Origin of the sequence: Acinetobacter sp. A22 (assembly GCF_030913345.1) — a bacterium.
Classification (GTDB): domain Bacteria; phylum Pseudomonadota; class Gammaproteobacteria; order Pseudomonadales; family Moraxellaceae; genus Acinetobacter; species Acinetobacter junii.
The window spans coordinates 2,057,772-2,082,965 of the sequence record NZ_CP133162.1; the positions used below are offsets into that span (position 1 = coordinate 2,057,772).

19 protein-coding genes, 2 tRNA genes and 3 rRNA genes are annotated in these 25,194 nt (G+C 40.4%); 7 read left to right on the forward strand and 17 right to left on the reverse strand.

Annotated elements, in window-relative coordinates:
• Nucleotides 1-12 precede the first annotated feature (12 nt).
• The 11 genes from Q9Q86_RS10050 to Q9Q86_RS10100 all read right to left on the reverse strand — a co-directional run bounded on the left by Q9Q86_RS10050 (nucleotide 13) and on the right by Q9Q86_RS10100 (nucleotide 11,299).
• Entirely contained in the window at nucleotides 13-1,176 is a 1,164-nt protein-coding gene (locus Q9Q86_RS10050) for an acyl-CoA dehydrogenase family protein (protein ID WP_112987561.1), read from the reverse strand.
• Nucleotides 1,177-1,344: 168 nt separating this feature from the next.
• Entirely contained in the window at nucleotides 1,345-1,830 is a 486-nt protein-coding gene (locus Q9Q86_RS10055) for a DUF4256 domain-containing protein (RefSeq protein WP_235655798.1), read from the reverse strand.
• 323 nt (nucleotides 1,831-2,153) lie between these two features.
• Nucleotides 2,154-2,543: a hypothetical protein gene (locus tag Q9Q86_RS10060; protein WP_112987559.1), complete on the reverse strand. Its 390-nt coding sequence runs from the start codon at nucleotides 2,541-2,543 to the stop codon at nucleotides 2,154-2,156.
• 107 nt (nucleotides 2,544-2,650) lie between these two features.
• A 5S ribosomal RNA gene (gene rrf, locus Q9Q86_RS10065) occupies nucleotides 2,651-2,765 on the reverse strand.
• 174 nt (nucleotides 2,766-2,939) lie between these two features.
• Nucleotides 2,940-5,831, reverse strand: a 23S ribosomal RNA gene (locus tag Q9Q86_RS10070).
• A gap of 420 nt (nucleotides 5,832-6,251) precedes the next feature.
• Nucleotides 6,252-6,327, reverse strand: a tRNA-Ala gene (locus tag Q9Q86_RS10075).
• A 70-nt stretch (nucleotides 6,328-6,397) separates the two neighbouring features.
• A tRNA-Ile gene (locus Q9Q86_RS10080) sits at nucleotides 6,398-6,474 on the reverse strand.
• A 59-nt stretch (nucleotides 6,475-6,533) separates the two neighbouring features.
• Nucleotides 6,534-8,070 (reverse strand): 16S ribosomal RNA (locus Q9Q86_RS10085).
• The 16S, 23S and 5S rRNA genes sit together here with 2 tRNA genes alongside, the layout of an rRNA operon.
• Before the next feature lie 419 nt (nucleotides 8,071-8,489).
• Complete coding sequence (locus Q9Q86_RS10090) at nucleotides 8,490-9,551, reverse strand: DUF6670 family protein (protein ID WP_039047591.1); 1,062 nt, start codon at nucleotides 9,549-9,551, stop codon at nucleotides 8,490-8,492.
• A 17-nt stretch (nucleotides 9,552-9,568) separates the two neighbouring features.
• Nucleotides 9,569-10,402 carry a CDP-diacylglycerol--serine O-phosphatidyltransferase gene (gene pssA / locus Q9Q86_RS10095; RefSeq protein WP_087540924.1) on the reverse strand — a complete coding sequence of 278 codons (834 nt, stop codon included), beginning with the start codon at nucleotides 10,400-10,402 and terminating at the stop codon, nucleotides 9,569-9,571.
• 39 nt (nucleotides 10,403-10,441) lie between these two features.
• Nucleotides 10,442-11,299, reverse strand: a complete 858-nt coding sequence (locus Q9Q86_RS10100) for a 23S rRNA (adenine(2030)-N(6))-methyltransferase RlmJ (protein WP_112986898.1) — start codon at nucleotides 11,297-11,299, stop codon at nucleotides 10,442-10,444.
• A gap of 118 nt (nucleotides 11,300-11,417) precedes the next feature.
• Between Q9Q86_RS10100 and Q9Q86_RS10105 the strand changes: the two genes are divergently transcribed.
• Both Q9Q86_RS10105 and Q9Q86_RS10110 read left to right on the forward strand, forming a co-directional pair.
• Complete coding sequence (locus Q9Q86_RS10105) at nucleotides 11,418-12,026, forward strand: 2OG-Fe(II) oxygenase (RefSeq protein ID WP_004916440.1); 609 nt, start codon at nucleotides 11,418-11,420, stop codon at nucleotides 12,024-12,026.
• A gap of 63 nt (nucleotides 12,027-12,089) precedes the next feature.
• Nucleotides 12,090-12,617 (forward strand): hypothetical protein, encoded by a 528-nt coding sequence (locus Q9Q86_RS10110; protein ID WP_112986897.1) that lies wholly within the window; start codon nucleotides 12,090-12,092, stop codon nucleotides 12,615-12,617.
• A 15-nt stretch (nucleotides 12,618-12,632) separates the two neighbouring features.
• Here the strand turns inward: Q9Q86_RS10110 and Q9Q86_RS10115 are convergent, their stop codons facing one another.
• The 4 genes from Q9Q86_RS10115 to Q9Q86_RS10130 all read right to left on the reverse strand — a co-directional run bounded on the left by Q9Q86_RS10115 (nucleotide 12,633) and on the right by Q9Q86_RS10130 (nucleotide 16,894).
• A complete protein-coding gene (locus tag Q9Q86_RS10115; RefSeq protein ID WP_004916443.1) occupies nucleotides 12,633-12,875 on the reverse strand; it encodes a DUF2789 family protein in 243 nt (80 codons plus the stop codon).
• Between the two features lie 159 nt (nucleotides 12,876-13,034).
• Nucleotides 13,035-14,021 carry a malate dehydrogenase gene (locus Q9Q86_RS10120; RefSeq protein ID WP_004916445.1) on the reverse strand — a complete coding sequence of 329 codons (987 nt, stop codon included), beginning with the start codon at nucleotides 14,019-14,021 and terminating at the stop codon, nucleotides 13,035-13,037.
• A gap of 168 nt (nucleotides 14,022-14,189) precedes the next feature.
• Nucleotides 14,190-14,876, reverse strand: a complete 687-nt coding sequence (locus Q9Q86_RS10125; protein ID WP_171057508.1) for a ribonuclease I — start codon at nucleotides 14,874-14,876, stop codon at nucleotides 14,190-14,192.
• Nucleotides 14,877-14,902: 26 nt separating this feature from the next.
• A complete protein-coding gene (locus Q9Q86_RS10130; protein ID WP_112986896.1) occupies nucleotides 14,903-16,894 on the reverse strand; it encodes a lytic transglycosylase domain-containing protein in 1,992 nt (663 codons plus the stop codon).
• A 215-nt stretch (nucleotides 16,895-17,109) separates the two neighbouring features.
• Between Q9Q86_RS10130 and miaB the strand changes: the two genes are divergently transcribed.
• The 4 genes from miaB (at nucleotide 17,110) to Q9Q86_RS10150 (ending at nucleotide 20,763) form a co-directional block, all read left to right on the forward strand.
• On the forward strand, nucleotides 17,110-18,561 hold the full coding sequence (gene miaB / locus Q9Q86_RS10135; protein WP_004958909.1) for a tRNA (N6-isopentenyl adenosine(37)-C2)-methylthiotransferase MiaB: 1,452 nt from the start codon (nucleotides 17,110-17,112) through the stop codon (nucleotides 18,559-18,561).
• A 39-nt stretch (nucleotides 18,562-18,600) separates the two neighbouring features.
• Entirely contained in the window at nucleotides 18,601-19,674 is a 1,074-nt protein-coding gene (locus Q9Q86_RS10140; protein WP_004916462.1) for a PhoH family protein, read from the forward strand.
• Nucleotides 19,675-19,966: 292 nt separating this feature from the next.
• Entirely contained in the window at nucleotides 19,967-20,452 is a 486-nt protein-coding gene (gene ybeY, locus Q9Q86_RS10145; protein WP_039047584.1) for an rRNA maturation RNase YbeY, read from the forward strand.
• Nucleotides 20,453-20,463: 11 nt separating this feature from the next.
• Nucleotides 20,464-20,763, forward strand: coding sequence for an antibiotic biosynthesis monooxygenase (locus Q9Q86_RS10150; protein ID WP_112986895.1), 300 nt, complete (start codon nucleotides 20,464-20,466; stop codon nucleotides 20,761-20,763).
• Nucleotides 20,764-20,827: 64 nt separating this feature from the next.
• Here Q9Q86_RS10150 and Q9Q86_RS10155 read toward each other — a convergent pair whose 3' ends face one another.
• Entirely contained in the window at nucleotides 20,828-22,978 is a 2,151-nt protein-coding gene (locus Q9Q86_RS10155) for a TonB-dependent siderophore receptor (RefSeq protein WP_112986894.1), read from the reverse strand.
• 253 nt (nucleotides 22,979-23,231) lie between these two features.
• The gene (locus Q9Q86_RS10160; RefSeq protein WP_004957789.1) at nucleotides 23,232-24,119 is read right to left on the reverse strand and encodes an energy transducer TonB; all 888 of its coding nucleotides are present in this window, start codon (nucleotides 24,117-24,119) and stop codon (nucleotides 23,232-23,234) included.
• 244 nt (nucleotides 24,120-24,363) lie between these two features.
• On the opposite strand from Q9Q86_RS10160, the gene Q9Q86_RS10165 reads away from it, so the two are divergent.
• Entirely contained in the window at nucleotides 24,364-25,041 is a 678-nt protein-coding gene (locus Q9Q86_RS10165; protein WP_112986893.1) for a hypothetical protein, read from the forward strand.
• Nucleotides 25,042-25,194 lie beyond the last annotated feature (153 nt).

Consider the following 25,194-nt stretch of genomic DNA (forward strand, 5'->3'; position numbering starts at 1 on the left):
TTAAAATATGTATTAATAGTCCAGTTGGCGACTGGCAAGATCTTTCATGATTTCCTCTGCCCCACCACCAATCATGTTGACTTTTACTTCACGATAAATACGTTCTGATTTCGTACCACGCATAAAGCCCATACCGCCTAATGTCTGTACCGCAGCATCAGCACAGAATTGCATAGTTTGTGTTGCAACATTCTTAAGCATACAAATTTGCGCAATCAGTTCATTTCCCTGTAATTCGGGTTTTCCTAAACGGTAGGCTGTATCTTCCAATAATGCGCGAGTTGAAGTTAAACGTGTCGCCATATCCACCAACTTGTGACGGACGACTTGATGATCAATTAAGCGTTTACCAAAAGTCTGACGCTGTTGGGCCCAATCCAAAGCTTCTTCATAACAAACCAATGCATAACCATAGCTACTGGCAGCAAGAAAAAAACGCTCCATGTTGAAGTTGTTCATGATGACGAAAAAGCCCATATTTTCTGCGCCGAGTAAATTTTTAGCTGGCACGCGCACATTATCAAAATGCAAATGAGCTGTATCCGATGCCCACCAACCCATTTTATCTAGTTTTGATTTTGTAATGCCTTCACTATGTGCATCAATCAGCAACATTGAAATACCATTAGCCCCCTTCGCATCGGGATCAGTTCTCACCGCAACAGAATAATAATCTGCACGAATACCTGATGTAATAAAGGTCTTTTCACCACTGACAATATAATCATCACCATCTCGCACCGCTTTAGTTTTTAAAGCCGCAACATCTGAACCACCACTCGGTTCAGTAATTGCCAATGCAGAAATTTTCTCTCCCGATAAAATTTTTGGTAATACTTCAGCTTTTACTTCTTCTTGAGCAAAATGTTGAATTGGTGGTGTACCGATCGTATGTGAAAGTAAAGATGCAGCCAAACCGCCTGATGCACATTTTGCTAGCTCGACTGAGGCAAGTAGAGTATAGAATGCATCCGTCCCAGCAATACCTCCATAATTTTCATCAAAGCCAACGCCGAGCAAGCCAATATCGGCTGCTTTTTTATAAAGCTCTCGAGGAAAGGTTTCTGCTTCATCCCATTCATTAATAAAAGGGCTAATCTCTTTTTCAGTAAAGCGCCTAACACTCTCAGCAAAGGCTAAATGTTGCTCAGTATAATATAAGGGATTAAGTTGCATGCTTGCTTCCTGGCGATTATTGGTCATTGTTTTCGAATATTTAGTGAGCACTAAGGTATCAAAACCACAAAAACCAAGCAAGCGCTTGGCAAAATTTAAAATTAAAAAAATATTCAATTGGTTCGTTTACTTTAACTTCCTACAAAAAATCATTCATCCCAATGGAACTTAGATTTTTAACAAACTACGAAATCCTCGAGTTGAATAATAAGATTGAGCACCATTGTGATAAGTGAAAACTCGTCCATAACGACAATCACAAAAGATAGCCCCTCCTTTCACCCGAATATCATCTGGCGTTTTCACCCAACTCGACGTCTGTAAATCAAAATGCTCAATAGACTGTAATTGCTTATATTGCTCTTCTGTCAGCAATTCAACTCCCATCACTTCTGCTTCATCAACAGCATTGCTAATTGGTTTATGTTCTCTCCGTGAATTTAGTGCCTCTCGATCGTAGCAAAGACTTCTGCGACCTTTGGGTGATTCTAATGAACAATCATAAAATATGATGTCAGATGAGTCTGAATATATTGATACTACGTCAGGTTCTCCAGCTGTTTCTTCCATTTGATGCAATGACCATAATTTATCTGGTACTTGTTTTAATCTTTCCTCAACCTGATACCAACTTAAGTTCAAATGTCGATGCATGTTGTTTTCAAAACGAATTTTTAATTTTTCCAACAATAACTTCTTCTCTCTCTCAACCAATTGTTTTCCATTATATTTATACTCCACTTTTTCAATAATCTATTATTTATATCTATGTAAATGATGAAAACTAGAATAACCACTTAATCAAATTTTCATTTAAATGATCCATTTTATAAATATTTAGATTAAAAATAGAACAAAAAACACACCTGACTTTTTAGCTATTATAGAAATTCGAGTTCAGAATTTTTACTAATTTTTTATATATATTTGATTTATTTAAGCTTAATGATTTTTATAGCTCTTAGATTTAATATTAACTATGAAATAAAGTCACTAACTACTAGCCTATTTCTCCAGAGATACTCGAATTTAGCGAAAGTAGCGACAAAAATTGCTTCTCCACCAATATGCATAATCGCCAATATCGTCATTTCATGCCAAAACCACCATATTATAATCAAACAAATGATGCACCAAAATCCATTTGCTATCACAAGAATATTGATGAGAGTAGCTGATCGCCTTCTATAATTTGCTAATATAAATGAATAACATGCATACAATAAATTAGTACAACCAATGAAAATGATGATGTTTTTTGGTAAATGATAAATTTGACTCAACCATTGTGCTGTAAACAAAACTATTAAACCTGCTAAAGCAGCTGTACAACAATCTACCCATAAAATATTCTTTTGAATCATCATTATAAATAATCTAAGTCTTTATAGGGATATTAGCATAAACCCTATTTTCAACCACGCAATAAAAAACACCCCCTCTGCGTATGCGGAGGGGGTGTTTTAGATTTAAAAGCTGGCGATGACTTACTCTCACATGGCAAACGCCACACTACCATCAGCGCGAAGAGGTTTCACTTCTGAGTTCGGGAAGGGATCAGGTGGTTCACTCTTGCTATTGTCGCCAGCAAACTGTTGTGGTGTTTTCGGGTCTTATTCACATTAATTAATAATGTTTGCCTTACTTACGATCCAAAGAGTTATTAACGGATTAGATAATTGGTCTGTATTGTAACTAGTTTGTACACTAAATCAAGTTATGTATTGAATTTATCTTGAATACAACAACTGTTTGGGTGTTGTATAGTCAAGCCTCACGAGCAATTAGTATTGGTCAGCTTCACACGTCACCGTGCTTCCACACCCAACCTATCAACGTCCTAGTCTCGAACGGCTCTTTAGAGGAATAAATTCCTAGGGAAATCTTATCTTGAGGTAGGCTTCCCGCTTAGATGCTTTCAGCGGTTATCCCTTCCGAACATAGCTACCCGGCGATGCCACTGGCGTGACAACCGGTACACCAGAGGTTCGTCCACTCTGGTCCTCTCGTACTAGGAGCAGATCCTCTCAAATTTCCAGCGCCCACGGTAGATAGGGACCGAACTGTCTCACGACGTTCTAAACCCAGCTCGCGTACCTCTTTAAATGGCGAACAGCCATACCCTTGGGACCTGCTTCAGCCCCAGGATGAGATGAGCCGACATCGAGGTGCCAAACACCGCCGTCGATATGAACTCTTGGGCGGTATCAGCCTGTTATCCCCAGAGTACCTTTTATCCGTTGAGCGATGGCCCTTCCATACAGAACCACCGGATCACTAAGACCTACTTTCGTACCTGCTCGACTTGTGGGTCTCGCAGTTAAGCGCGCTTTTGCCTTTATACTCTACGCGTGATTTCCGACCACGCTGAGCGCACCTTCGTACTCCTCCGTTACTCTTTAGGAGGAGACCGCCCCAGTCAAACTACCCACCAGACATGGTCCTCGTCCCGGATTACGGGACAGAGTTAGAACCTCAACATTACCAGGGTGGTATTTCAAGGACGGCTCCATTGGAACTAGCGTTCCAACTTCAAAGCCTCCCACCTATCCTACACAAGTAAGGTCAAAGTTCAATGTCAAGCTGCAGTAAAGGTTCACGGGGTCTTTCCGTCTAGCCGCGGGTACACTGCATCTTCACAGCGATTTCGATTTCACTGAGCCTCTGCTGGAGACAGCGCCGCCATCATTATGCCATTCGTGCAGGTCGGAACTTACCCGACAAGGAATTTCGCTACCTTAGGACCGTTATAGTTACGGCCGCCGTTTACTGGGGCTTCGATCAAGAGCTTCGCTTACGCTAACCCCATCAATTAACCTTCCAGCACCGGGCAGGCATCACACCCTATACGTCCACTTTCGTGTTTGCAGAGTGCTATGTTTTTAATAAACAGTTGCAGCGGCCTGGTTTCTGCGGCTGCCAACCGCTCAGGGAGCAAGTCCCATCACCGTCAGCAGCGTACCTTCTCCCGAAGTTACGGTACCATTTTGCCTAGTTCCTTCAGCAGAGTTCTCTCAAGCGCTTTGGTCTACTCGACCTGACCACCTGTGTCGGTTTCGGGTACGATTCCTGTGTAACTGAAGCTTAGAGACTTTTCCTGGAAGCATGGTATCAGCCACTTCACTGTACAAGTACAGCTTGCTATCGACTCTCAGCATAGAGCACCCCGGATTTGCCTAAGATGCATGCCTACGGTCTTCCACCTGGACAACCAACGCCAGGCTGACTTAACCTTCTCCGTCCTCTCATCGCATTACACAGAAGTATTGGAATATTAACCAATTTCCCATCGACTACGCCTCTCGGCCTCGCCTTAGGGGTCGACTCACCCAGCCCCGATTAACGTTGGACTGGAACCCTTGGTCTTTCAGCGAACGGGTTTTTCACCCGTTTTGTCGTTACTCACGTCAGCATTCGCACTTCTGATACCTCCAGCATACTTCTCAATACACCTTCATCGGCTTACAGAACGCTCCCCTACCACGTATACAAAGTATACATCCGCAGCTTCGGCACATAGTTTTAGCCCCGTTACATCTTCCGCGCAGGCCGACTCGACTAGTGAGCTATTACGCTTTCTTTAAAGGGTGGCTGCTTCTAAGCCAACCTCCTAGCTGTCTATGCCTTCCCACATCGTTTCCCACTTAACTATGATTTTGGGGCCTTAGCTGGCGGTCTGGATTGTTTTCCTCTTGACTACGGACGTTAGCACCCGCAGTCTGTCTCCCGGATAGTACTCATTGGTATTCGGAGTTTGCATCGGTTTGGTAAGTCGGGATGACCCCCTAGCCGAAACAGTGCTCTACCCCCAATGGTATTCGTCCGAGGCGCTACCTAAATAGCTTTCGGGGAGAACCAGCTATCACCAGGCTTGATTAGCCTTTCACCCCTATCCACAAGTCATCCCCTGGCTTTTCAACGACAGTGGGTTCGGTCCTCCAGTTAGTGTTACCCAACCTTCAACCTGCTCATGGATAGATCGCCTGGTTTCGGGTCTATACCCAGCAACTAAACGCCCTATTAAGACTCGATTTCTCTACGGCTCCCCTATTCGGTTAACCTCGCTACTGAATATAAGTCGCTGACCCATTATACAAAAGGTACGCAGTCACCGAACAAGTCGGCTCCCACTGCTTGTATGCATGCGGTTTCAGGATCTATTTCACTCCCCTCACAGGGGTTCTTTTCGCCTTTCCCTCACGGTACTGGTTCACTATCGGTCAGTCAGGAGTATTTAGCCTTGGAGGATGGTCCCCCCATATTCAGACAAGGTTTCACGTGCCTCGCCCTACTCGTCATCATTATGTGTGCCCTTTCGTGTACGGGAATATCACCCTCTACGTTCGCACTTCCCAGAGCGTTCCACTAAAACACACATAACTTAATGGGCTGCTCCCCGTTCGCTCGCCGCTACTAAGGGAATCTCAATTGATTTCTTTTCCTAAGGGTACTGAGATGTTTCACTTCCCCTCGTTCGCTTCATAAACCTATGTATTCAGTTTATGATACCCGCCTTATAGCGGGTGGGTTCCCCCATTCAGAAATCTCCGGATCAAAGGATATTTGCCGCCTCCCCGGAGCTTTTCGCAGGCTATCACGTCTTTCATCGCCTCTGACTGCCAAGGCATCCACCACATGCACTTAATTACTTGACTATACAACCCCAAACAGTCGTTAACACATACAAGTGAGTGTTATCGTTGCAAACTTAATTGCTACTGGTTTGTTGTCTGTGAATTTAATCACCATACAGCTTCAATCTAAATTCATATACCAAAACGCTTGATTCAGTGTTTTTACTAGTTCTCAATATGTTTAAATCAATCAAATTACTTCGATCAACTTAAATTCTTGAGTGAACAATTTATTTCAGACTCAATTTTCTAATCTGTTAATGATTAACTACCGCCTCGTCAGCGAGTAGTAAACTGTGATAAATCACAGAAGTTAAGAAGCTATTTGCTTACTAAGTTCTGTAATCTTTAGCTCTAAGCTTCGTTCTATGTGTGCCTGCGCACAGCATAGCTGTTTGCTTAAATTCTCGGACAAAGCGTTGCTTTGTTTACCCTCGAATTTGGTGGAGACTAGGAGAGTCGAACTCCTGACCTCCTGCGTGCAAAGCAGGCGCTCTACCAACTAAGCTAAGTCCCCAGCTTTAATCATAATGAACGACATATCTTTTTATCTAGCAGCTTGTGATTATTCATCACTTCGTCAGTAGTGGTGGGTCTGACAAGACTTGAACTTGTGACCCCACGCTTATCAAGCGTGTGCTCTAACCAACTGAGCTACAGACCCTCAGATACATCTTCGAAGAACAACTTGTTGTGGATTCTTACCGGTCACCAATCTTTCGTTAAGGAGGTGATCCAGCCGCAGGTTCCCCTACGGCTACCTTGTTACGACTTCACCCCAGTCATCGGCCACACCGTGGTAAGCGTCCTCCTTGCGGTTAGACTACCTACTTCTGGTGCAACAAACTCCCATGGTGTGACGGGCGGTGTGTACAAGGCCCGGGAACGTATTCACCGCGGCATTCTGATCCGCGATTACTAGCGATTCCGACTTCATGGAGTCGAGTTGCAGACTCCAATCCGGACTACGATCGGCTTTTTGAGATTAGCATCACATCGCTGTGTAGCAACCCTTTGTACCGACCATTGTAGCACGTGTGTAGCCCTGGCCGTAAGGGCCATGATGACTTGACGTCGTCCCCGCCTTCCTCCAGTTTGTCACTGGCAGTATCCTTAAAGTTCCCATCCGAAATGCTGGCAAGTAAGGAAAAGGGTTGCGCTCGTTGCGGGACTTAACCCAACATCTCACGACACGAGCTGACGACAGCCATGCAGCACCTGTATCTAGATTCCCGAAGGCACCAATCCATCTCTGGAAAGTTTCTAGTATGTCAAGGCCAGGTAAGGTTCTTCGCGTTGCATCGAATTAAACCACATGCTCCACCGCTTGTGCGGGCCCCCGTCAATTCATTTGAGTTTTAGTCTTGCGACCGTACTCCCCAGGCGGTCTACTTATCGCGTTAGCTGCGCCACTAAAGCCTCAAAGGCCCCAACGGCTAGTAGACATCGTTTACGGCATGGACTACCAGGGTATCTAATCCTGTTTGCTCCCCATGCTTTCGTACCTCAGCGTCAGTATTAGGCCAGATGGCTGCCTTCGCCATCGGTATTCCTCCAGATCTCTACGCATTTCACCGCTACACCTGGAATTCTACCATCCTCTCCCATACTCTAGCTTCCCAGTATCGAATGCAATTCCCAAGTTAAGCTCGGGGATTTCACATCCGACTTAAAAAGCCGCCTACGCACGCTTTACGCCCAGTAAATCCGATTAACGCTCGCACCCTCTGTATTACCGCGGCTGCTGGCACAGAGTTAGCCGGTGCTTATTCTGCGAGTAACGTCCACTATCCAAGAGTATTAGTCTCAGTAGCCTCCTCCTCGCTTAAAGTGCTTTACAACCATAAGGCCTTCTTCACACACGCGGCATGGCTGGATCAGGGTTCCCCCCATTGTCCAATATTCCCCACTGCTGCCTCCCGTAGGAGTCTGGGCCGTGTCTCAGTCCCAGTGTGGCGGATCATCCTCTCAGACCCGCTACAGATCGTCGCCTTGGTAGGCCTTTACCCCACCAACTAGCTAATCCGACTTAGGCTCATCTATTAGCGCAAGGTCCGAAGATCCCCTGCTTTCTCCCGTAGGACGTATGCGGTATTAGCATTCCTTTCGGAATGTTGTCCCCCACTAATAGGCAGATTCCTAAGCATTACTCACCCGTCCGCCGCTAAGATAAGGTGCAAGCACCTCATCTCCGCTCGACTTGCATGTGTTAAGCCTGCCGCCAGCGTTCAATCTGAGCCATGATCAAACTCTTCAGTTAAAATCATTTTGCACCTTAGTTAAGACAAGGTGCTAATTCTGGCTCATCAATTTTCTGACTAAAAATTCGCTCAAATAAACTTCGAGAAATTTCTACCATTCAATCAATGAAAATATATTCGATCGATCAACCAGTAAAAATCCACACAAGTTGTTCTTCTATTCTCTTAATGATCTTCTCGATGATTCGTCATCATCAAGCTAGGTCGGCTATATTACTCTAAATTTCTTTAAAGTCAACAGGTAATTTAGATATTTTTAAAACTTATCAACCAACCCAAGAATCTAACCACTTTAGCCAAATCCTTGTTTCTCAACAAGTTTTTATCCGCATCACCGCCGATGGATGTGCATTCTACAGCATTTCAGTATGGTTGCAAGTGATTTATTGGAATTTATTTTAATATTTAAACTGATAGATTATTTTTTACACAAATAAGGCTGAAAATGTGGAATTTGGTCTAAGATTTGTTCAGTTTTACTTTTTTCTTGCCAATGCAAAGGTCGACAATCGATGTATTCACAATACCCACTCCCTTGATAGGACTGATTATTCCAAAATAAATCATAACTAAAACTACCAACATAACCCGCCGCTAGACCAAATTTATAATCGCCCCTACTCTGTCCGTGTAATTGAAAGATAACTTCTTCATTTTCTTGATATTGCCAAATGAATTCACGTGGAAGATACATCTCACGTCCATTAGGAGTTTGAATCTTTGGATATACTCTAAGGGTATCAAAAACTACATTTCGATCATAAAGAGTCGAACCTTGTTGGCTGGTTTGAACCTCAATTCGAGAGAAAATTACGTTATTCCATTGGTTGCGCAATTCTGAAAGGATGACTTGAATTTCTTCATTAATATGAATGATTTGATATGTAAAAAAGTGAAAAGCAATAAAAGGTAAATATACCGCCCTTGCATGTTTTAAAATACCTTTGGTCTCAATCAAATATTTTTGATTTTTATAAACAATTTCCCCAACGCACTGACATTGTACATACCAGTAGTCAGCAACGCCCCAGTGCAATGCTGTATGATTTTCTATTTCAGAACAGATATTTACCCTTAAATCACAGCTAAATTCATTGTCATTTCGTTTGAAGTAATAGTTTGGAAAATCAACATGAATTTGATCAACATCTAAAAACTGATAAGAATCAGTCTCAAATTGACACTGTTCTTTTGCACTATAACTTTTTAGATGTCCAACTGTTGATAAGCTACTGCTTACCAACACTGTAGCTGTATCGATCGCTGTTGTGGAAATTGCACTTGGATTATAACAAATGGGAATACGAGGTTGCCCGATCAAACTAATGAAATTTACATAATGAAAAGGTGCAGGCAGATTGGGTAGAATCAAACCTTGATAAACAATTTTAAATAAACCTTTGGGTGGGTAAAAAGTTAAAGCATCTGACTTATTGAGGTTCAGCTGCTTTAATTGACTATTATTCATCAACAATGGCATGCCGAACCTCCTTTTATTTAGATTGTTATTTTGGAATCATTTTTTTTAGCTAATAGTGTCGTTACAAAACCAGACAACACATAGATGATACATACAACAAGTATCCCTACAGGAATATTGTAGGTGATTGCAGCAAAAATCAAGACTACAGGCAACATGACTACAAAAGGAACACGTTTGCGATCCATTTGTTTAAATGAATAGTATTTGATATTTGAAATCATAAGCAAACCAATCGAAACCATAATCACGGCGTTGATGATTTGTATTATGATGTCATTTAAATCAAATACCAGTGGATAATCTTGACTCACCCATACCATTGAAATAACGGTTACAGCAGCTAATGGACTTGCTATTCCTATAAAGTAACGTTTATCCACAACACCGATTTGTACATTGAAGCGTGCAAGTCGAAATGCTGCACAGGCTGTGTAAATAAAACAACAAGCTAGACCAATTCGACCCAAATCATTGAGACTCCAACTGTACATCAAAATAGCTGGAGCTACACCGAAGGCTAATAAATCCGAAAGTGAATCATACTGTTCACCAAAAGCACTTTGTGCTCCGATTGCACGAGCAACTCGACCATCCAAACCATCTAACAATGCTGCTAAGAAAATCGCATAAATAGCTTGAGTGAAATTACCATTCATACTAGCGATGATCGAATAAAAACCTGAAAGTAATGCCGCTGTTGTAATCAGATTTGGCCATAAATAAATGCCGCGTCTTTTAACTTTTTGCCCTTCATGCGTTTGTTCTTCTTCTTCGACTTCAAAGGTGATCCCATCAAAAGAAAGCTCTTCTTTCTTCAAATCAGAATCTGACTTAGGAGAATTTGTCATTATTTTCAATTCCTCGAGAATAGTTTGACATTGATGGGCTTATTCACCCACCAACCAACGCACTGCAGCATGACCACCATTTTCACTCATGCGTAAATGAGGGAAAAGCCATTGTAAGGCTTGATCTGCATCTTCTGAAAATTTCCAAGGTGGGTTAATCACCAATAAACCACAACCATTTAATCCAACTGGAGTATCATCTGGCCATACGCAAATTTCACAAATTAATTGGCGACGAATACCAGTCTTAAACATTTTCTTCTCAAAACGGTCAATCATCGCGCGATCTTTAATTGGATACCACACAGCAAAAACACCTGTCGGCCATTTTTTATGTGCAGCTTGTAACAACTCAACTAACTGAGGGAAATCTTTACGTTCGATTTCGTATGGTGGGTCAATCATGACCAATCCACGTTTTTCTTTAGGCGGAATGACACCCATCAAACCTTCATAAAAATCACGCTCATGTAAGCCCGCACGTTTATCGCGAATATTAAAATACAATTGTTGAAACACATCACGCTGCATTTCAAATATAGTTGCTTTATCAATATCACGCATGCCTTCAAGCGCAAACCAAGGTGAACCTGGATAAGCACCTTTACCTGAACCTGCACGCATATCTTCAACAATTTTAAGATATTGTTTTACGCCTTCAGGTGCATTACGTTTAATCGAATCGTCAAGCTTGACCAAACGATGGATACCCGTTAAAAACTCACCTGATTTTTGTGCTTCAGACGTAGATAAATCATATTTACCTGCACCGCCATGGGTATCTATATATCGATAAGGTTTATCTTTAGCATTTAAACGAGCGAGCAGTTGAAGCAAAAGTACATGCTTCATAACATCGGCAAAGTTACCCGCATGGAAATGGTGACGGTAATTCATGTTGACAATTATTCCTCAATTCAAAGGGTAGTTTATCACGAATGAAAAAAGTATTCTTTAGCGTTGATGTGATCGACTAAGATCATACAGCCTCTTCACCAAGATCTATTGGAAATATATGCAGCAAAGTTCTCTTCCTGAATCGTGGGATTTAGATAAAGTTTTGGATGATTTAAATGAATCAGGTTTTGCCGTTATAGATAATGTTTATTCTGCTGCATTTGTAAACTCCCTAGTAAACGAATGCAATTCACATCTTGCTGAGTTCAGAGCTGCAGGCATTCAAAATGGTATTGTGAGTCATATACGTAGCGATCATATATTGTGGATTGATGAACAATTACCGATCGCGCAACAACATATTAATGCATTAAAGAACTTGTCTCAGTTATTAAATCAAGCGTTTTATTTGGGAATCAAAGAAGTAGAAGCTCATTTTGCCTGTTACAACGCAGGTGAATTTTATGCATTACATCGAGATAATCCTCAGAAAAAGAATGATCGCATGATTTCAACTGTTTTTTATTTACATGAACAGTGGCAAGAAGACTTTGGCGGTCAGTTACGCTTGCAAGATAAAAATGAACAATGGCATACCATTGAACCATTGCCTAATCGGCTTGCTATCTTCCAAAGTGATTTACTACATGAAGTGTTGCTTTCAAAACAGCAACGTCTATCAATTACAGCATGGTTACGCAGTGGAAATTCGCTTTGGAATGCCTAAACCTTTAAATTGCAAAATAAAGCCCTATATATGCATGCATAGATCAAGGTTTTGGATAAACTGATGTCAAATGAAACGAAACATGTAGTAAATCGAATTGGTAAAACAGACCAACTCTATTTAAGTGAAAATACACCTGAACTTGCTTTAGAAAGAGCTGACTTACGTCTGCAATTGGTTGTACTCAGTCATGTCCGTCAAGAACAATTGCATTTCTTGCAAGAAGCCATCGTGCTACTTGAGCAAGCTCGAATTGAATTTGAGGAAATGCCATTAAGCCTTTATCTTGATCTCTCGTTGAATTTAGCCAAAGCTTATATGATTTATTTTGAGCTAACCAAAGAACAACGTTTTGCGATTATTACACAGCAAATCCTAAAGCCTCTCGCTCACTACGATCATCTAGATATTTACTTCTTTTTGGCTTATGCATCTGCAAGTAAAGAAGAGTTTGCGATGACTCGACATTGGTTAAAAAAATATGTGGCATGTGTAGATCACGACTTGCAGTTGTTAAATGCACATCCAGCTTTTAATCAAGCCCGCCAAGAAGAATGGTTCATAAGTTTAATCCATAAAAAAGCTCACTGATGTGAGCTTTTCTTATTAAGTTGTACTATCAACATGTAGTTGCTGATTCAACTCATCTATCACGATAGCCCATTCATCATCTTTATCCCAATGACTCTTAAGAAAGTCTCGTTGCCCAGCACTCCAAAAATCAGCTTCGTGTAATTTCTGGCTAGCACTCAATTGATGAGTTTTAATAAAGTTTTCCATCGAAACTTCATCTGCATCAAGCCCCAATTGTTCAAATAAAAGTTCAAGTGTTGGTTGTTGTTCAAACATTTTTTCTTCTCCTTAGGTAAAACCCATCTAATAAATAATCTAACAATAAACTGTATTAACTTGCAGGCATATCTCTATATTTTCTTGTTGTATTTTGTTTCTTAAAATAAAAAAGCACTCTACAAGAGAGTGCTTTTCATAATTTATCAAAATGACAAATTATTTAACCATGTCAGCAATCGCTGCACGTTCTTCTTCTAACTCGTTAAGAGTGAAGTTGATACGGTCACGGCTGAATTCATCAATTTCTAAACCTTGAACGATTTTGTATTCACCGTTTTCAGTTGTTACAGGGAAACCAAACATTACACCTTCAGGAATTCCATAAGAACCGTCAGAAGGAATACCCATAGTTACCCATTTGCCATTTGTACCTAACGCCCAATCACGCATATGGTCAATTGCAGCGTTTGCAGCAGAAGCAGCAGAAGACAAACCACGTGCTTCGATGATCGCAGCACCACGTTTACCAACTGTTGGAAGGAATACATCTTTATTCCATTCAGCATCGTTGATTTTGTCTTTTAAGCTTACACCATTTGCAGTTGCAAAACGGTAGTCAGCATACATAGTTGGAGAGTGGTTACCCCAAACAGTCATGTTCTCGATGTCAGAAACTGCAACGCCAGCTTTTTGAGCAAGTTGAGTTAATGCACGGTTGTGGTCAAGACGCAGCATAGCTGTGAAGTTTTTCGCTGGAAGATCTGGAGCAGATTTCATTGCGATGTAAGCATTTGTATTTGCTGGGTTACCAACAACTAATACTTTAACATCACGGCTAGCAACTTTATTTAAAGCTTGACCTTGACCAATGAAGATCTCGCCATTTACTTTCAATAAGTCAGCACGTTCCATACCAGGACCACGTGGACGTGAACCTACTAATAACGCATAGTCAGCATCTTTAAATGCAACTTCTGGATCATCAGTCCCGATCATGCCTGCCAATAATGGGAAAGCACAGTCATCAAGTTCCATCATTACGCCTTTAAGCGCTTGTTGAGCTTTCTCAAAAGGAACTTCAAGCAATTGTAAAATTACAGGTTGATCTTTACCTAACATTTCACCGCTAGCGATACGGAATAATAAGCTATAACCAATTTGACCTGCAGCGCCTGTAACGGCAACACGAACGGGTTGCTTCATGTGATATTCTCCAATGAGATGCGTTAGCACGATTGAATTCTTTTGTTATTCAACCGAATTATCATAAACGGCAAAGATTGTACTCTAAAGCGAACGCAGATGCATGTAAAAGAGAATGGATTTCAACAAAAGTCTGATAGAAAATACAAATTAATTCAGAAAAAAAGCTTAATAACTTCCTTTAATTGTAAATTCACTTGGACATCCTGTGACCACATGACTCGAACACTGTTTGTACTGACCGTTTTTCTGATAGCACACTCGAATCTCAGTCAAAATAGAGTCAAATTTGGATGCTTGGCAAGTAAATCGAATTCCATTGGGTGGTAGAGAAGGATTTAGTTTAGTGAATTGCTGCCTTAAATTTTCTTTTTGTACTTCAATCGTATTAGGGCTAGTCAAATCAGCAGGTATTTTTAACCGTTCCGCAAAATTAATAATCGTTCTGAAATATTGACTCGCATTCATTGGCACACAGCCACCGACATTTTGCCAAAGTTGTACCCGTGCATTTTCATCAGGCATCACACGTGCAACCACTTTAGCTTGTAGGGGGGATAATTTAGCCGATGATTTTGTTTGACAGTCTCGACCAACAGGAACTTCAGGTAATAAACTTGAGATCGTCAAAGAATAACCTTCTAAACATTTACGTTGTTTTTGGCGTGAAGAATCAAATGAACAGACAGCAGGTGTCATTTGGACATGCATCACATATCCAGCAATATCAGCTTTGTCCGCTGCATATAATGGAACAGCAAATGAAAGAGCTAAATAACAGATTAGTATCTGTATAGCCCTAAACATTGATTCCTTCATCAAGCACATTGATTTCATCAAATACAAAAACTTCATTATCTCAAGTTCAACGATGCCATGCGTTAAGGTTCATTACGTACAGGAATAATACTCATACGTTTTTCCAGAGATTGAGGTCCCTGCCCTAACACTACCCCATAGTGTGTTGCATTGGTCATGACATGTTTTACATAGTCACGTGTTTCTAATAAAGGAATTGACTCAGTGTATTGATCAGCCGAAATTGGTTGAAAATCAGGTTGCCAACGACGTGCACGATTTGGACCAGCATTATAACCCGCTGTCGCAAGCACTGCATTTCCGCTCAATTGACCATGAATCATCGAAAGATAAAATGTCCCATATCGAATATTCGTGTTCATTTCACTCAATGCCGCAGGGTTATAGGTTTCTCCCATTTGTCGAGCAATCAATTTGGCCGTGTTTGGCATGATCTGCATCAAACCACCAGCCCCGACATGCGACCTCGCTGTGGTCACGAATCGACTTTCTTGGCGCATTAAACCATACGCCCAAGCTGGATCAATACCAGCATTGTAACTATGACTAGTCACATTACTACGATGCGGCGTTGCAAAACGGTAGGTATCATTGTGTCGAGTGCTGGTTCGATCAGCCGCATAAATTGCTCGATCATACCAGCCCATATCATGTGCGCGCTTAGCAGCCGCCAATAATAAACCATCGTCTTTTTGTAGATAAGCCTGTCTGACAGCCCAGTTCCATTCTCTATTGGTATAATTGGCAGGAGCATTAATATCACGTAAAGCGAATGCACGTCTAAAGTGAATATTTTGGTTTAAACGCTGAATATCTTGTGCGCTTGGTTGTTCATTATAAGGTTGATGATTGTATCGCTCACCTAAACGATCTTTAGCAAGCAAGTTGTGATAATCATCACCAGCTTGCGCTAGTTTGCGATAAATTTGTTGAGCTGCTAACTTCGAGTCTTTGTCATTTCTTTGCTCTGATGCGCGAGCCAACCAATATTGCCAACGATCTTCTTGTTTTTGTGTGACCGACATTGAGTCTACTGCACGAATTACACTTTCCCATGCACCAAATCGCACCGCTTGACGCGCATAAATTTCAGCTTCTTCAGGACTAAATGGATAACCATAACTCTTATCAAATGCATTTAATACTTCACGATTAAAACCATTTTTCATTACAGTTGTACCACCAACATAGCCGATAGTACGATACAAATATTTTTGTACTGGACTTGGTAAATCTTGAGCAACACGTTGCACATTGCCTAAAGCATTAGTTAAATCACTATCTGCTACGCGACCTAACGCAAAAATTAAATAGGCGTAATCCGCGTCATTGGCTTTTGGCGCACTCCATAGGTACGCGAGAGGATTAGATTGAATTTGATTAAACTGGGCCAGAGATAAACTTAAACCCATAGTTTGTGCAGTTGCGATTGCTTGCCCCGACTGACCAGCTCTAAGTTGTCCCCATAAACGTTGTTTACGATCTTGAGCAGTCATTAAGGGGCTTGATAACATCATACGCCCCAAACCATTACATGATTCAGGTTGGGTATTTGTTGCCAACCAAATATCCTTATATTCTGCATAAACCAAACTATCCCCAGTTTGAGCTCGAACCTGCGCCACAGCACAACTTTCGTCTTGATCAGGGTTCGTTACATAACTGAGGACTGGTTTTGCCTCACTAAAGTTCGCTTGTTTTACCTTTTCTTCAACATAATCTGCTGCTAACTTTTCAGCCATTGCAGACTTTGGATAACGTTGCGCAAAATTGATAATTGAAGATGCTGGCTGAAACCCAAGATTACTATTCAATTTCCAATATTCTGGGTAGTAACCCAAAACATCATTTTGCATCTCATATTGGTACTGATCGAGCAATGCGGTATTCCCCGCATTCGCAGCACGTAAAGCATCATTAAACTGATCATCTAAAGCATAAACAGACGAACACGCAAGCAAACCACCAACAACAAAACTACGTTGTAAGATTTTCTTGTTATTTAGTTTTATTTTGAGGTGTGGAACTGAATTGTGTTGCTTATTCATCTTCATCGATACATTTGCCTAATTTCGCCTGCGATTATAGTTTAATAACTCTCAAGTCTTTCTATTGTTGTGTTATGTAACTTGCTGATTCATATTCATTAAAATTCACGTATTTTCATCCACAAAGTGTCCATTTTAGTCATTTTTTTATTCTCAGCGTACATTCAAAAATGCTGCTATAATCCGCGGTTTGTTTAAATCCACCTCGTTTAGGAGCCTGCATGACGGTTCAAACATTCACTCCTAGTGCTACAAAAGCTGCCTCAGAAAACACTGTTACCCAGCCAACGCACACCACTGATGTTTCAATGAAGAAGTTATATATTGAAACTCAAGGGTGTCAGATGAATGAGTATGACAGTCATCGTATGGCAGATTTGCTTGGCGACTCACACGGCTACGTTCTGACCACAAATCCAAACGAAGCTGATATCTTGTTAATGAACACTTGTTCAATTCGTGAAAAGGCGCAAGAGAAAGTCTTTAGTGAGCTTGGTCGCTGGCGCAAACTGAAAGAACAAAATCCTGACCTAGTGATTGGTGTCGGTGGCTGTGTTGCTTCTCAAGAAGGTGACAACATTCAAAAGCGCGCACCTTATGTCGACATGGTATTCGGTCCACAAACCCTACACCGCTTGCCACAAATGCTTGATCAGCATCAAGCCCAAGTGGAAAAGCCAAAGAAAGAAAAAATCAAATTAGTTGATATTTCTTTTCCAGATATTGAGAAATTTGATTTCTTACCTGAACCACGTGTTGAAGGTTTTAAAGCATTTGTCTCGATCATGGAAGGCTGTTCGAAATATTGTTCATTCTGCGTAGTCCCTTACACACGCGGTGAAGAAGTTTCGCGCCCTCTCGATGATGTGTTAGCAGAAATTGCTGGATTGGCAGAGAAAGGTGTTCGTGAAATTAGCCTGCTTGGTCAAAATGTAAATGGTTATCGTGGTGAAACCTTTGAAGGTGGCATTTGCACATTCCCTGAATTACTGCGCTTAGTTGCTGAAATTCCAGGGATTGGTCGTTTACGTTATACCACCTCTCACCCATTAGAGTTTTCTGATGAGTTGATTCAATGTTATCGTGATTTGCCTCAGATGGTTTCGCATTTGCATTTACCTGTACAAAGTGGTTCAAACGATGTATTGCAAGCCATGAAGCGCAATCACACGATTGATGTCTACATCGATAAAATCGCAAAACTACGCAAAGTTCGCCCTGATATGCATTTATCAAGTGACTTCATTATTGGCTTCCCTGGCGAAACGGATGAGCACTTCGCTGAGACTTTGCAGTTTATTAAAGATTTAGATTTTGACCACTCTTATAGTTTCGTTTATTCAAAACGCCCTGGTACACCTGCTTCTGAACTTCCTGATGACACTCCAGAGCAAGTGAAAAAAGATCGTTTAGCACAAGTACAACAAGTGATTAAACAATCTAGTATCGATAAAACTGATGCGATGCTGGGTAAAATTGAACGCGTACTGATTGAAAAAGTTTCTGATAAAGATCCAAATCTTCTGATCGGTACAGCGGACAACACTCGTCTTGTTACTTTTATCGGTGATGCAGCTTGGGTTGGACGTTTTGCTGAAATTGAGATTACTGAAATCAAAACTTTAAATTTAGTTTATGGTGAACTCTTGAATCTTGAACCTGACGTGGCGTAATGTAAGGGTATTCTTACAAGACAACATAAAGGGTTTCTCTTGACTGCAGCGATTCGACGTACAGTAACGTTCCCTGAAATTTCCATGGAACGTTTAAAAAGCATGCTCGGTGCGTATAACGGGCATTTAAAACAAATCGAACAACGTTTAGATGTCAAAATAACTCACCGAGGCGATGCCTTTTACTTAGACGGTGATATCGAAGCGGTCGAACGAGCCGAAGCACTTTTGCAACGGCTCTTTCAAGAATCTGAAATTTCTTCTCAAATCAGTGCGGATGTACTTCATTTAATGATTCAAGGATCTCAAACTGATCGTGAATTTTTGGATGACTCTGATCAAGAACATACTGGGCTTGATAACGTTTGGCTACAAACGCGTAAAGGCCGCATCAATCCACGTGGCGCAAATCAAAAACGCTATGTACAACGTATCTTACAAAGCGATATCTCCTTCGGTATAGGGCCTGCGGGTACAGGTAAAACCTATCTTGCAGTCGCTGCAGCAGTAGATATGCTCGAACGTAATGAAATTCAACGTATCTTACTGGTACGTCCTGCAGTTGAAGCAGGTGAGAAACTTGGTTTTTTACCAGGTGACTTAACTCAAAAAATTGATCCTTACCTTCGACCACTTTACGATGCCCTATATGAAATGCTGGGCTTTGAAAAAGTAGCTAAACTCATTGAACGCCAAGTGATTGAAGTAGCACCTCTCGCCTATATGCGCGGACGTACATTGAATCATTCTTTTGTCATTTTGGACGAAGCTCAGAATACAACGCCTGAACAGATGAAAATGTTCCTTACACGCCTAGGGTTCGGTTCAAGAGCGGTGATAACGGGTGACGTAACACAAGTGGATTTACCTCGTGGTCAGCAATCAGGTTTGGCTCATGCCTTACGTGTTCTTGAAAACGTCCATGAAATTCATATCACGCGCTTCCACTCTCGAGATGTAGTGCGTCACCAACTGGTACAAAAAATTGTCGAAGCTTATGAAGGCTGGGACAGCGAACAACAACGTTTGTCAGCAGAAGCTCGTGCTGAACGCAAAGCGAGACAAGAAGCACTGGTAGCAGAAAATGATGAGAAAGCTGACGCTCAACATTAATGAATATGCTTTTAGTGTGATATTAAAAAAAGGCACTTGAAATCTGTAGGCTCCATGGTCATTACCGAGTTAAGTATATGAGTGTGAGTAGCCTACAGTGATCTAAATGAGGATAGTTTTGTGTTTTGTCAGCAAACTTATGGATCATCAATTTTTTGAAAGATGGCACATGAAAAGACAAATGATGCAACAAATTGGATCAATATGCAGTAAAGCAATCCTCCAGTCTTCTTTCTATCCCATTGAGTTTCACTCTAAGTTTGTAGATGCAATTTATATTTAAGGATCTATTTTGAAAATCAATTTAAGTCTTCAACAAGACTTTCAAGCTAATGATTTACCATTGAAGCGTGGTCAAATCAAAAAACAAATTGAAACTGCATTACGTCATGTTGGTTTTGACGCAGATTGTGAGATTGGCATTGCTTGCGTTGATCTTACAGAAAGTCATGAACTGAATTTGCAATACCGAGAGAAAGACAAACCAACCAATGTCTTATCTTTTCCAAGCGATATTCCAGAAGAAATGCTCAGCTTACTCGAAGCAGAGCCTTTAGGTGACTTGGTCATCTGTATTCCTGTTGTGTTACAAGAAGCAGCAGAGCAACAAAAAACACCAAGTGATCATTTCACTCACTTACTCGTGCATGGGATTTTACATTTACTCGGCTACGACCATGAAACCAGTGAAGCCGAAGCTGAAGAAATGGAAGCTTTGGAAATTGAGATTCTGAAAAAACTTGGGATCAGTAATCCTTACCAAGCTGATGAAAATTAAGCCTGAGTCCTATGTATATCGTTATTTTTAAAGCCACCATTAGACAATTGGATTCTACTTACACCGAAATGGCACAAAAGCTTAGAGATAAAGCAATCGGCCAATATCACTGTGTTAAGTTTGAAGCATGTTGTGAAAATGATTTTGAAATAGCGTTGTCTTACTGGAACAGCCTCGAAGATATTCAACGCTGGCAACAAGATGCTGAGCATTTAGTTGCCCAACACTTAGGTAAAGAAAAATGGTACCAGCATTTTAATATCGAAATCTGTAAAATCGAACGGGTTTACTCAAGTACAAATAAATTGTGAATAAGCTGAAACTTATCCACAATTTTAAAATAGCTGAATACAATTTCAGCCGTTTTTTGAATTCTTAAAATTGATATCGTAATGTAAAGGTCACATTACGAGGTGCGCCATACACCATCAAATTATCGCCAATGCCAGTATAGTATTTTTTGTCAAAAATATTATTCAAATTGATCTGAGCTTTAATATTTGAATCTATATCATAGCCAAGCATTAAATTTGCTAAAGCATAGGCATCCTGTGTGATGCGTTTGTCTCCTTCTCCTGTATAAAACTTACTCTTGTAATTTACACCGCCACCAACACTCCATTTATCTAACTTATATTTGGTGAATAAATTGGCGTTAGTTCTTGAAGACATTGTTTGCACTTCATTACCCTGAGCATCTTTGGCATTGAAATGAGCAATACCAAAACTTAAATTCCAGTTATTGGCAATTTCTCCATCTAACTCAAATTCAACACCTTTGCTTTCGACACCATCAGCACTACGGTACGCTTTTTCTGTTGTTGGTGTTCCATCTGGACTCGGTATAAAAGTTCCAGTTTCTTCTGCAACATTATCTTGTTTGGTTTGGAATACCGATAAAGCAGCATTCAGCTTTCTATTTAAGAACTCCCCTTTTAAACCTGTCTCATAACTTTTACCTTCTCGTGGATCAAGGTACTGCTTATTTATATCTCGTTTATCTTCTGGTTTAAAAATACTGGTATAACTCGCATACCAAGAATACTGATCAAGAAAATCAAAAACCAAACCTGCATATGGAGTTACTTCATTTTTGAATTTTCTATTTCCGACACCATCATCACTCTCATATTTCCAGTCTGATAACCGTATGCCTGTAATTAATTTCAAAGGCTCAGCTAAGCTAAATTTACCTGCCAAATAAGCGCCTGTTTGAGTCGTTTTATTAGGAACTTGATAGACATTGTTATTTTGAATCGATCCTAATAACGGTACATTTGGATGATCAAAATCAAGTACCGCATCTGATGCAATTTGAGGATTACCTGAATACCATGTGTCTTTTTGTGCTTGGTTATACATAAGACCCGCCACAATTTCTTGGTCTAAACCACTAATAGAAAAGGGAGCAGAAAGATAAGTATCAATATTATTTTCTTTCGTCTTAGTAGCATCAGACCAAGTCATTAATGTACCTTTACTGGTATTTGTAGTTTTATCGAAACTCCCCCACAAATAGAGCAATGCAGTATCTTGTTTTACTTCACGATATGCATAATTTACATGCAAATTCACATCATTGAATAGATTTTGTTTCAAGGTTGCAAAGGCTGTGGTGGTGTCCGTATTCCAATAAGTCCAATCAGAAGTTACTGTTTTGGATCGATCAAAATCAACGCGTTGACCATTACTATCAAATGCTGGTAATCCGCCCCACCGTACTCCATCACGCTCTAAGTTTTGATAACCTGCCCCAACAGAGACATAGGTTTTGTCGCTGATATCAGCATCAACCACCCCATATACAACATTATTATTTTTCTCATACCCTTTCATAAAAGAGTCAGTGTCTTCGTGCTTTACCACGACACGACCACGAACTGTTCCATCCGTATTCAATGGTGTAGAAATATCTGCCGAGCTCGTCCATGCATTCCATGAACCCAAAGAAGTACTTACCTGCCCAGTTAGTTCTTTCGCATTAGCATGCTTTCGAATCATATTGATAGCTATGGCTGGGTTACCAGCACCAGTCATTAAACCATTTGCACCTTTGACCAACTCTACGCGATCATACATTGTTAAATCAGGATCATTTGCTTCCATGCCTACATTACTTGGAACACCATCAAATAAATAATAGTCGACATCAAAGCCTCGCGCTGTAGGATATTGACGCTCATCCCATTGGTTAACTGACACACCTGTGACATTATTTAATAGATCCTGAAAAGAACTGATATTGGCATCATCCAAATACTCACGAGTTAAAACCTTAACGGATTGTGGCGTTTCACGAAGCGATAGACTCAACTTAGTCGCTGTATTTGCACTCTTCGCCGTATAACTTTGAGTTCCCTCTGTAATTGAGGATTGATTATCTTGTGCTTTGAGGCTAATCGTAGGTAGTGCAACTGTCGATGAAGAGGTGCTGGTTTCTGCAGAGGCAAATGAAGGAAGTAATATCGCCATCGCCAACATAAGAGGATGGGCTTTAAAAGATTGAAAAGTCTGAGATTGATGCATGGGAAATTTCCTTATGCAAAGATATGAGATTTAAAATGCATGCGCCGATCTCCCCCAGAGCATTTACTTTTCAGCACAGGAGCGCATACAAAACAATTAAAAACACAATACAAATGATAATTATTTTTATTATCAATTCAAGTTTTATTTATGAAATGTAATAGAGTGTTGTAAAAAAAGAAAAATGAATAACAATAAAAAAGCTATCTAATTGTAATTAAATAGCTTTTTATAAATGATTTATTTTTTAAAATCAATGCACTTCAAACTCAGCATCCACGGGATCAAAACGCCAAGTCCGAATGATACGTAATTCAGAAATATCCTTCTTCATCGTTGAATCAAATGCACCAAAAGGGGCTCCACGGCGCACTGAAGCCTTAGCTGCTTCATCTAAAATAGAATGTCCCGAACTCTCAATTAAACGAATTGCACGTATCCCACCCTGTGAGTTCAGAATAACCATTAATCTAACTTCACCCGATAACCGCTGTTGTTTAGCAGCATCTGGGTAATAGCGATTTCCGTACAGCTCAACTTTTTGGCGGAATTTATCTAGATACGCAGCAGAAGCATCCTGTTTAGCTTGAATACCATCTACCGTTTTAATCCGTTGTTTACGGCTAAAATTTTGTTGTCGTTGTAAATACTGAGCTTCAAGACTAGCAACCATGGCAGCTTTTGCTTGGAACTGACTTTGTAAATCCTCTAAGGCTTTTTTACGCTCGCTTTGTTCTGCCTGTTTCTGCCAGCTCAATACGGTCATTAAAACTTTTTCTTCAAATTTTAACTCGCGCTTTTGCTGAATTTTTTCTAAGCTTTCAAACTCAGTTTCACCTGTAGTCGCATCAGCTTGCATCGGTGAAGGCATATCACTCGACATGCGATGTGCTTCTCGAAACTCACCTGAACCCTTTTGATCGGCTTGAGCGAGAAAATCAGCATTTTCTACTTTATCAGTACTAGGGCGAATAGAAACTGCGATTTCCTTTGTGGAGGTATCGGATGGAGTTGGCATAGCAAACTGTACTGCAAGCACAGCCAAATGCAGAAGCAATGCTAAAATCACAGCCCCTACAAAAATTGAGTCTTGCCACCAATGAGATGACAACTCCGAACGAAAATTTATTTTATTCCACATGGCATCTTAGCGGCAAAAATTGCCTCATCCCCAACGGCAAAGCCGTATAAAAAGCCGAACCAGTATTCAAAATTTTACAAAAATATGATCCACTTATAGTTACAGTGTATCCATACCATCATTTTATGAAAATGTAGCAATTAATTTTGCTACACTGCAAGTCAGAAATTTATTTTTATTTTTTAGTTATTACAAAGATCGTGGCATTGCTATCTAAAACAATTCACTTTCTGGAACAACTTTTATGCAAACGCTAATTTCATCTGTTGTTAAACGTCTACGTAAAGTTTACCAAAAAGCCGAAGAATTCATCGAAGAAGAAAGAGAGTTTTCGCTTTCACAAGTATTTGTGAACGCGACGATGGAGCGTTATGTCACCGAAAAAGTTGAAATCATTAAAGACCTGCATGCTGATTTATATGATGGCTGGTTAAGACTGTACTCGACGATAGACGTCAAAGGTCTACATACCACCCTTTCTGTTGATTTAAAGCTGTTGCAGATGGAAATGAATAAAGATGTTCAACTTATGGTTTTTGAGCAAATCAGTAACACTCAAGTGATTGAGGCGAGTTTCAAAAACATTTTCCAAAAATGGGGCTTTCATCTTGCGATTTGGTATTACCAAAAGTTTCGTGAGGAAGATCCTTTAGGGAAAATTTTAGAACACTTTGAAGTCGTAACCGTAAAAGATGATTTACTTTATCTAGATTTAAATCGCTGGTTTAGTAAAAAGCCAAGTATTATTGAGACCCTGAGTAAGGTGCATGTAAATCGTGCACGTGTCCGACCAGCAGAATTAATTGTTTGGGGAAATGTGAATCTTACAGCGATCCTCTCCCCAAACAATGAATTTGATGAGGAAGATGATTTAGATATTAGCGAAGTTACCCCAATCCAGCAAAAAGACTCAAAAAGATAATTCCAAACATCCTGTGGCAGCATGTTATTTATACTCTGCCACAGAAATCTCCAACTTCATGATTAATACGAAAAATTAACAAGCACTTAGTAAAAAACCTGATCTTTTCTTCATAATCTACAGGCATAATAACAACAAATCGTAATGATATCT

Coding starts and splice junctions, on each gene's coding strand:
- Q9Q86_RS10050 (WP_112987561.1), bottom strand. CDS start 1,176: ATGCAACTTAATCCCTTATATTATACTGAGCAACATTTAGCCTTTGCT.
- Q9Q86_RS10055 (WP_235655798.1), bottom strand. CDS start 1,830: ATGCATCGACATTTGAACTTAAGTTGGTATCAGGTTGAGGAAAGATTA.
- Q9Q86_RS10060 (WP_112987559.1), bottom strand. CDS start 2,543: ATGATGATTCAAAAGAATATTTTATGGGTAGATTGTTGTACAGCTGCT.
- Q9Q86_RS10090 (WP_039047591.1), bottom strand. CDS start 9,551: ATGCCATTGTTGATGAATAATAGTCAATTAAAGCAGCTGAACCTCAAT.
- pssA (WP_087540924.1), bottom strand. CDS start 10,402: ATGACAAATTCTCCTAAGTCAGATTCTGATTTGAAGAAAGAAGAGCTT.
- Q9Q86_RS10100 (WP_112986898.1), bottom strand. CDS start 11,299: ATGAATTACCGTCACCATTTCCATGCGGGTAACTTTGCCGATGTTATG.
- Q9Q86_RS10105 (WP_004916440.1), top strand. CDS start 11,418: ATGCAGCAAAGTTCTCTTCCTGAATCGTGGGATTTAGATAAAGTTTTG.
- Q9Q86_RS10110 (WP_112986897.1), top strand. CDS start 12,090: ATGTCAAATGAAACGAAACATGTAGTAAATCGAATTGGTAAAACAGAC.
- Q9Q86_RS10115 (WP_004916443.1), bottom strand. CDS start 12,875: ATGTTTGAACAACAACCAACACTTGAACTTTTATTTGAACAATTGGGG.
- Q9Q86_RS10120 (WP_004916445.1), bottom strand. CDS start 14,021: ATGAAGCAACCCGTTCGTGTTGCCGTTACAGGCGCTGCAGGTCAAATT.
- Q9Q86_RS10125 (WP_171057508.1), bottom strand. CDS start 14,876: ATGAAGTTTTTGTATTTGATGAAATCAATGTGCTTGATGAAGGAATCA.
- Q9Q86_RS10130 (WP_112986896.1), bottom strand. CDS start 16,894: ATGAAGATGAATAAGCAACACAATTCAGTTCCACACCTCAAAATAAAA.
- miaB (WP_004958909.1), top strand. CDS start 17,110: ATGACGGTTCAAACATTCACTCCTAGTGCTACAAAAGCTGCCTCAGAA.
- Q9Q86_RS10150 (WP_112986895.1), top strand. CDS start 20,464: ATGTATATCGTTATTTTTAAAGCCACCATTAGACAATTGGATTCTACT.
- Q9Q86_RS10155 (WP_112986894.1), bottom strand. CDS start 22,978: ATGCATCAATCTCAGACTTTTCAATCTTTTAAAGCCCATCCTCTTATG.
- Q9Q86_RS10160 (WP_004957789.1), bottom strand. CDS start 24,119: ATGTGGAATAAAATAAATTTTCGTTCGGAGTTGTCATCTCATTGGTGG.
- Q9Q86_RS10165 (WP_112986893.1), top strand. CDS start 24,364: ATGCAAACGCTAATTTCATCTGTTGTTAAACGTCTACGTAAAGTTTAC.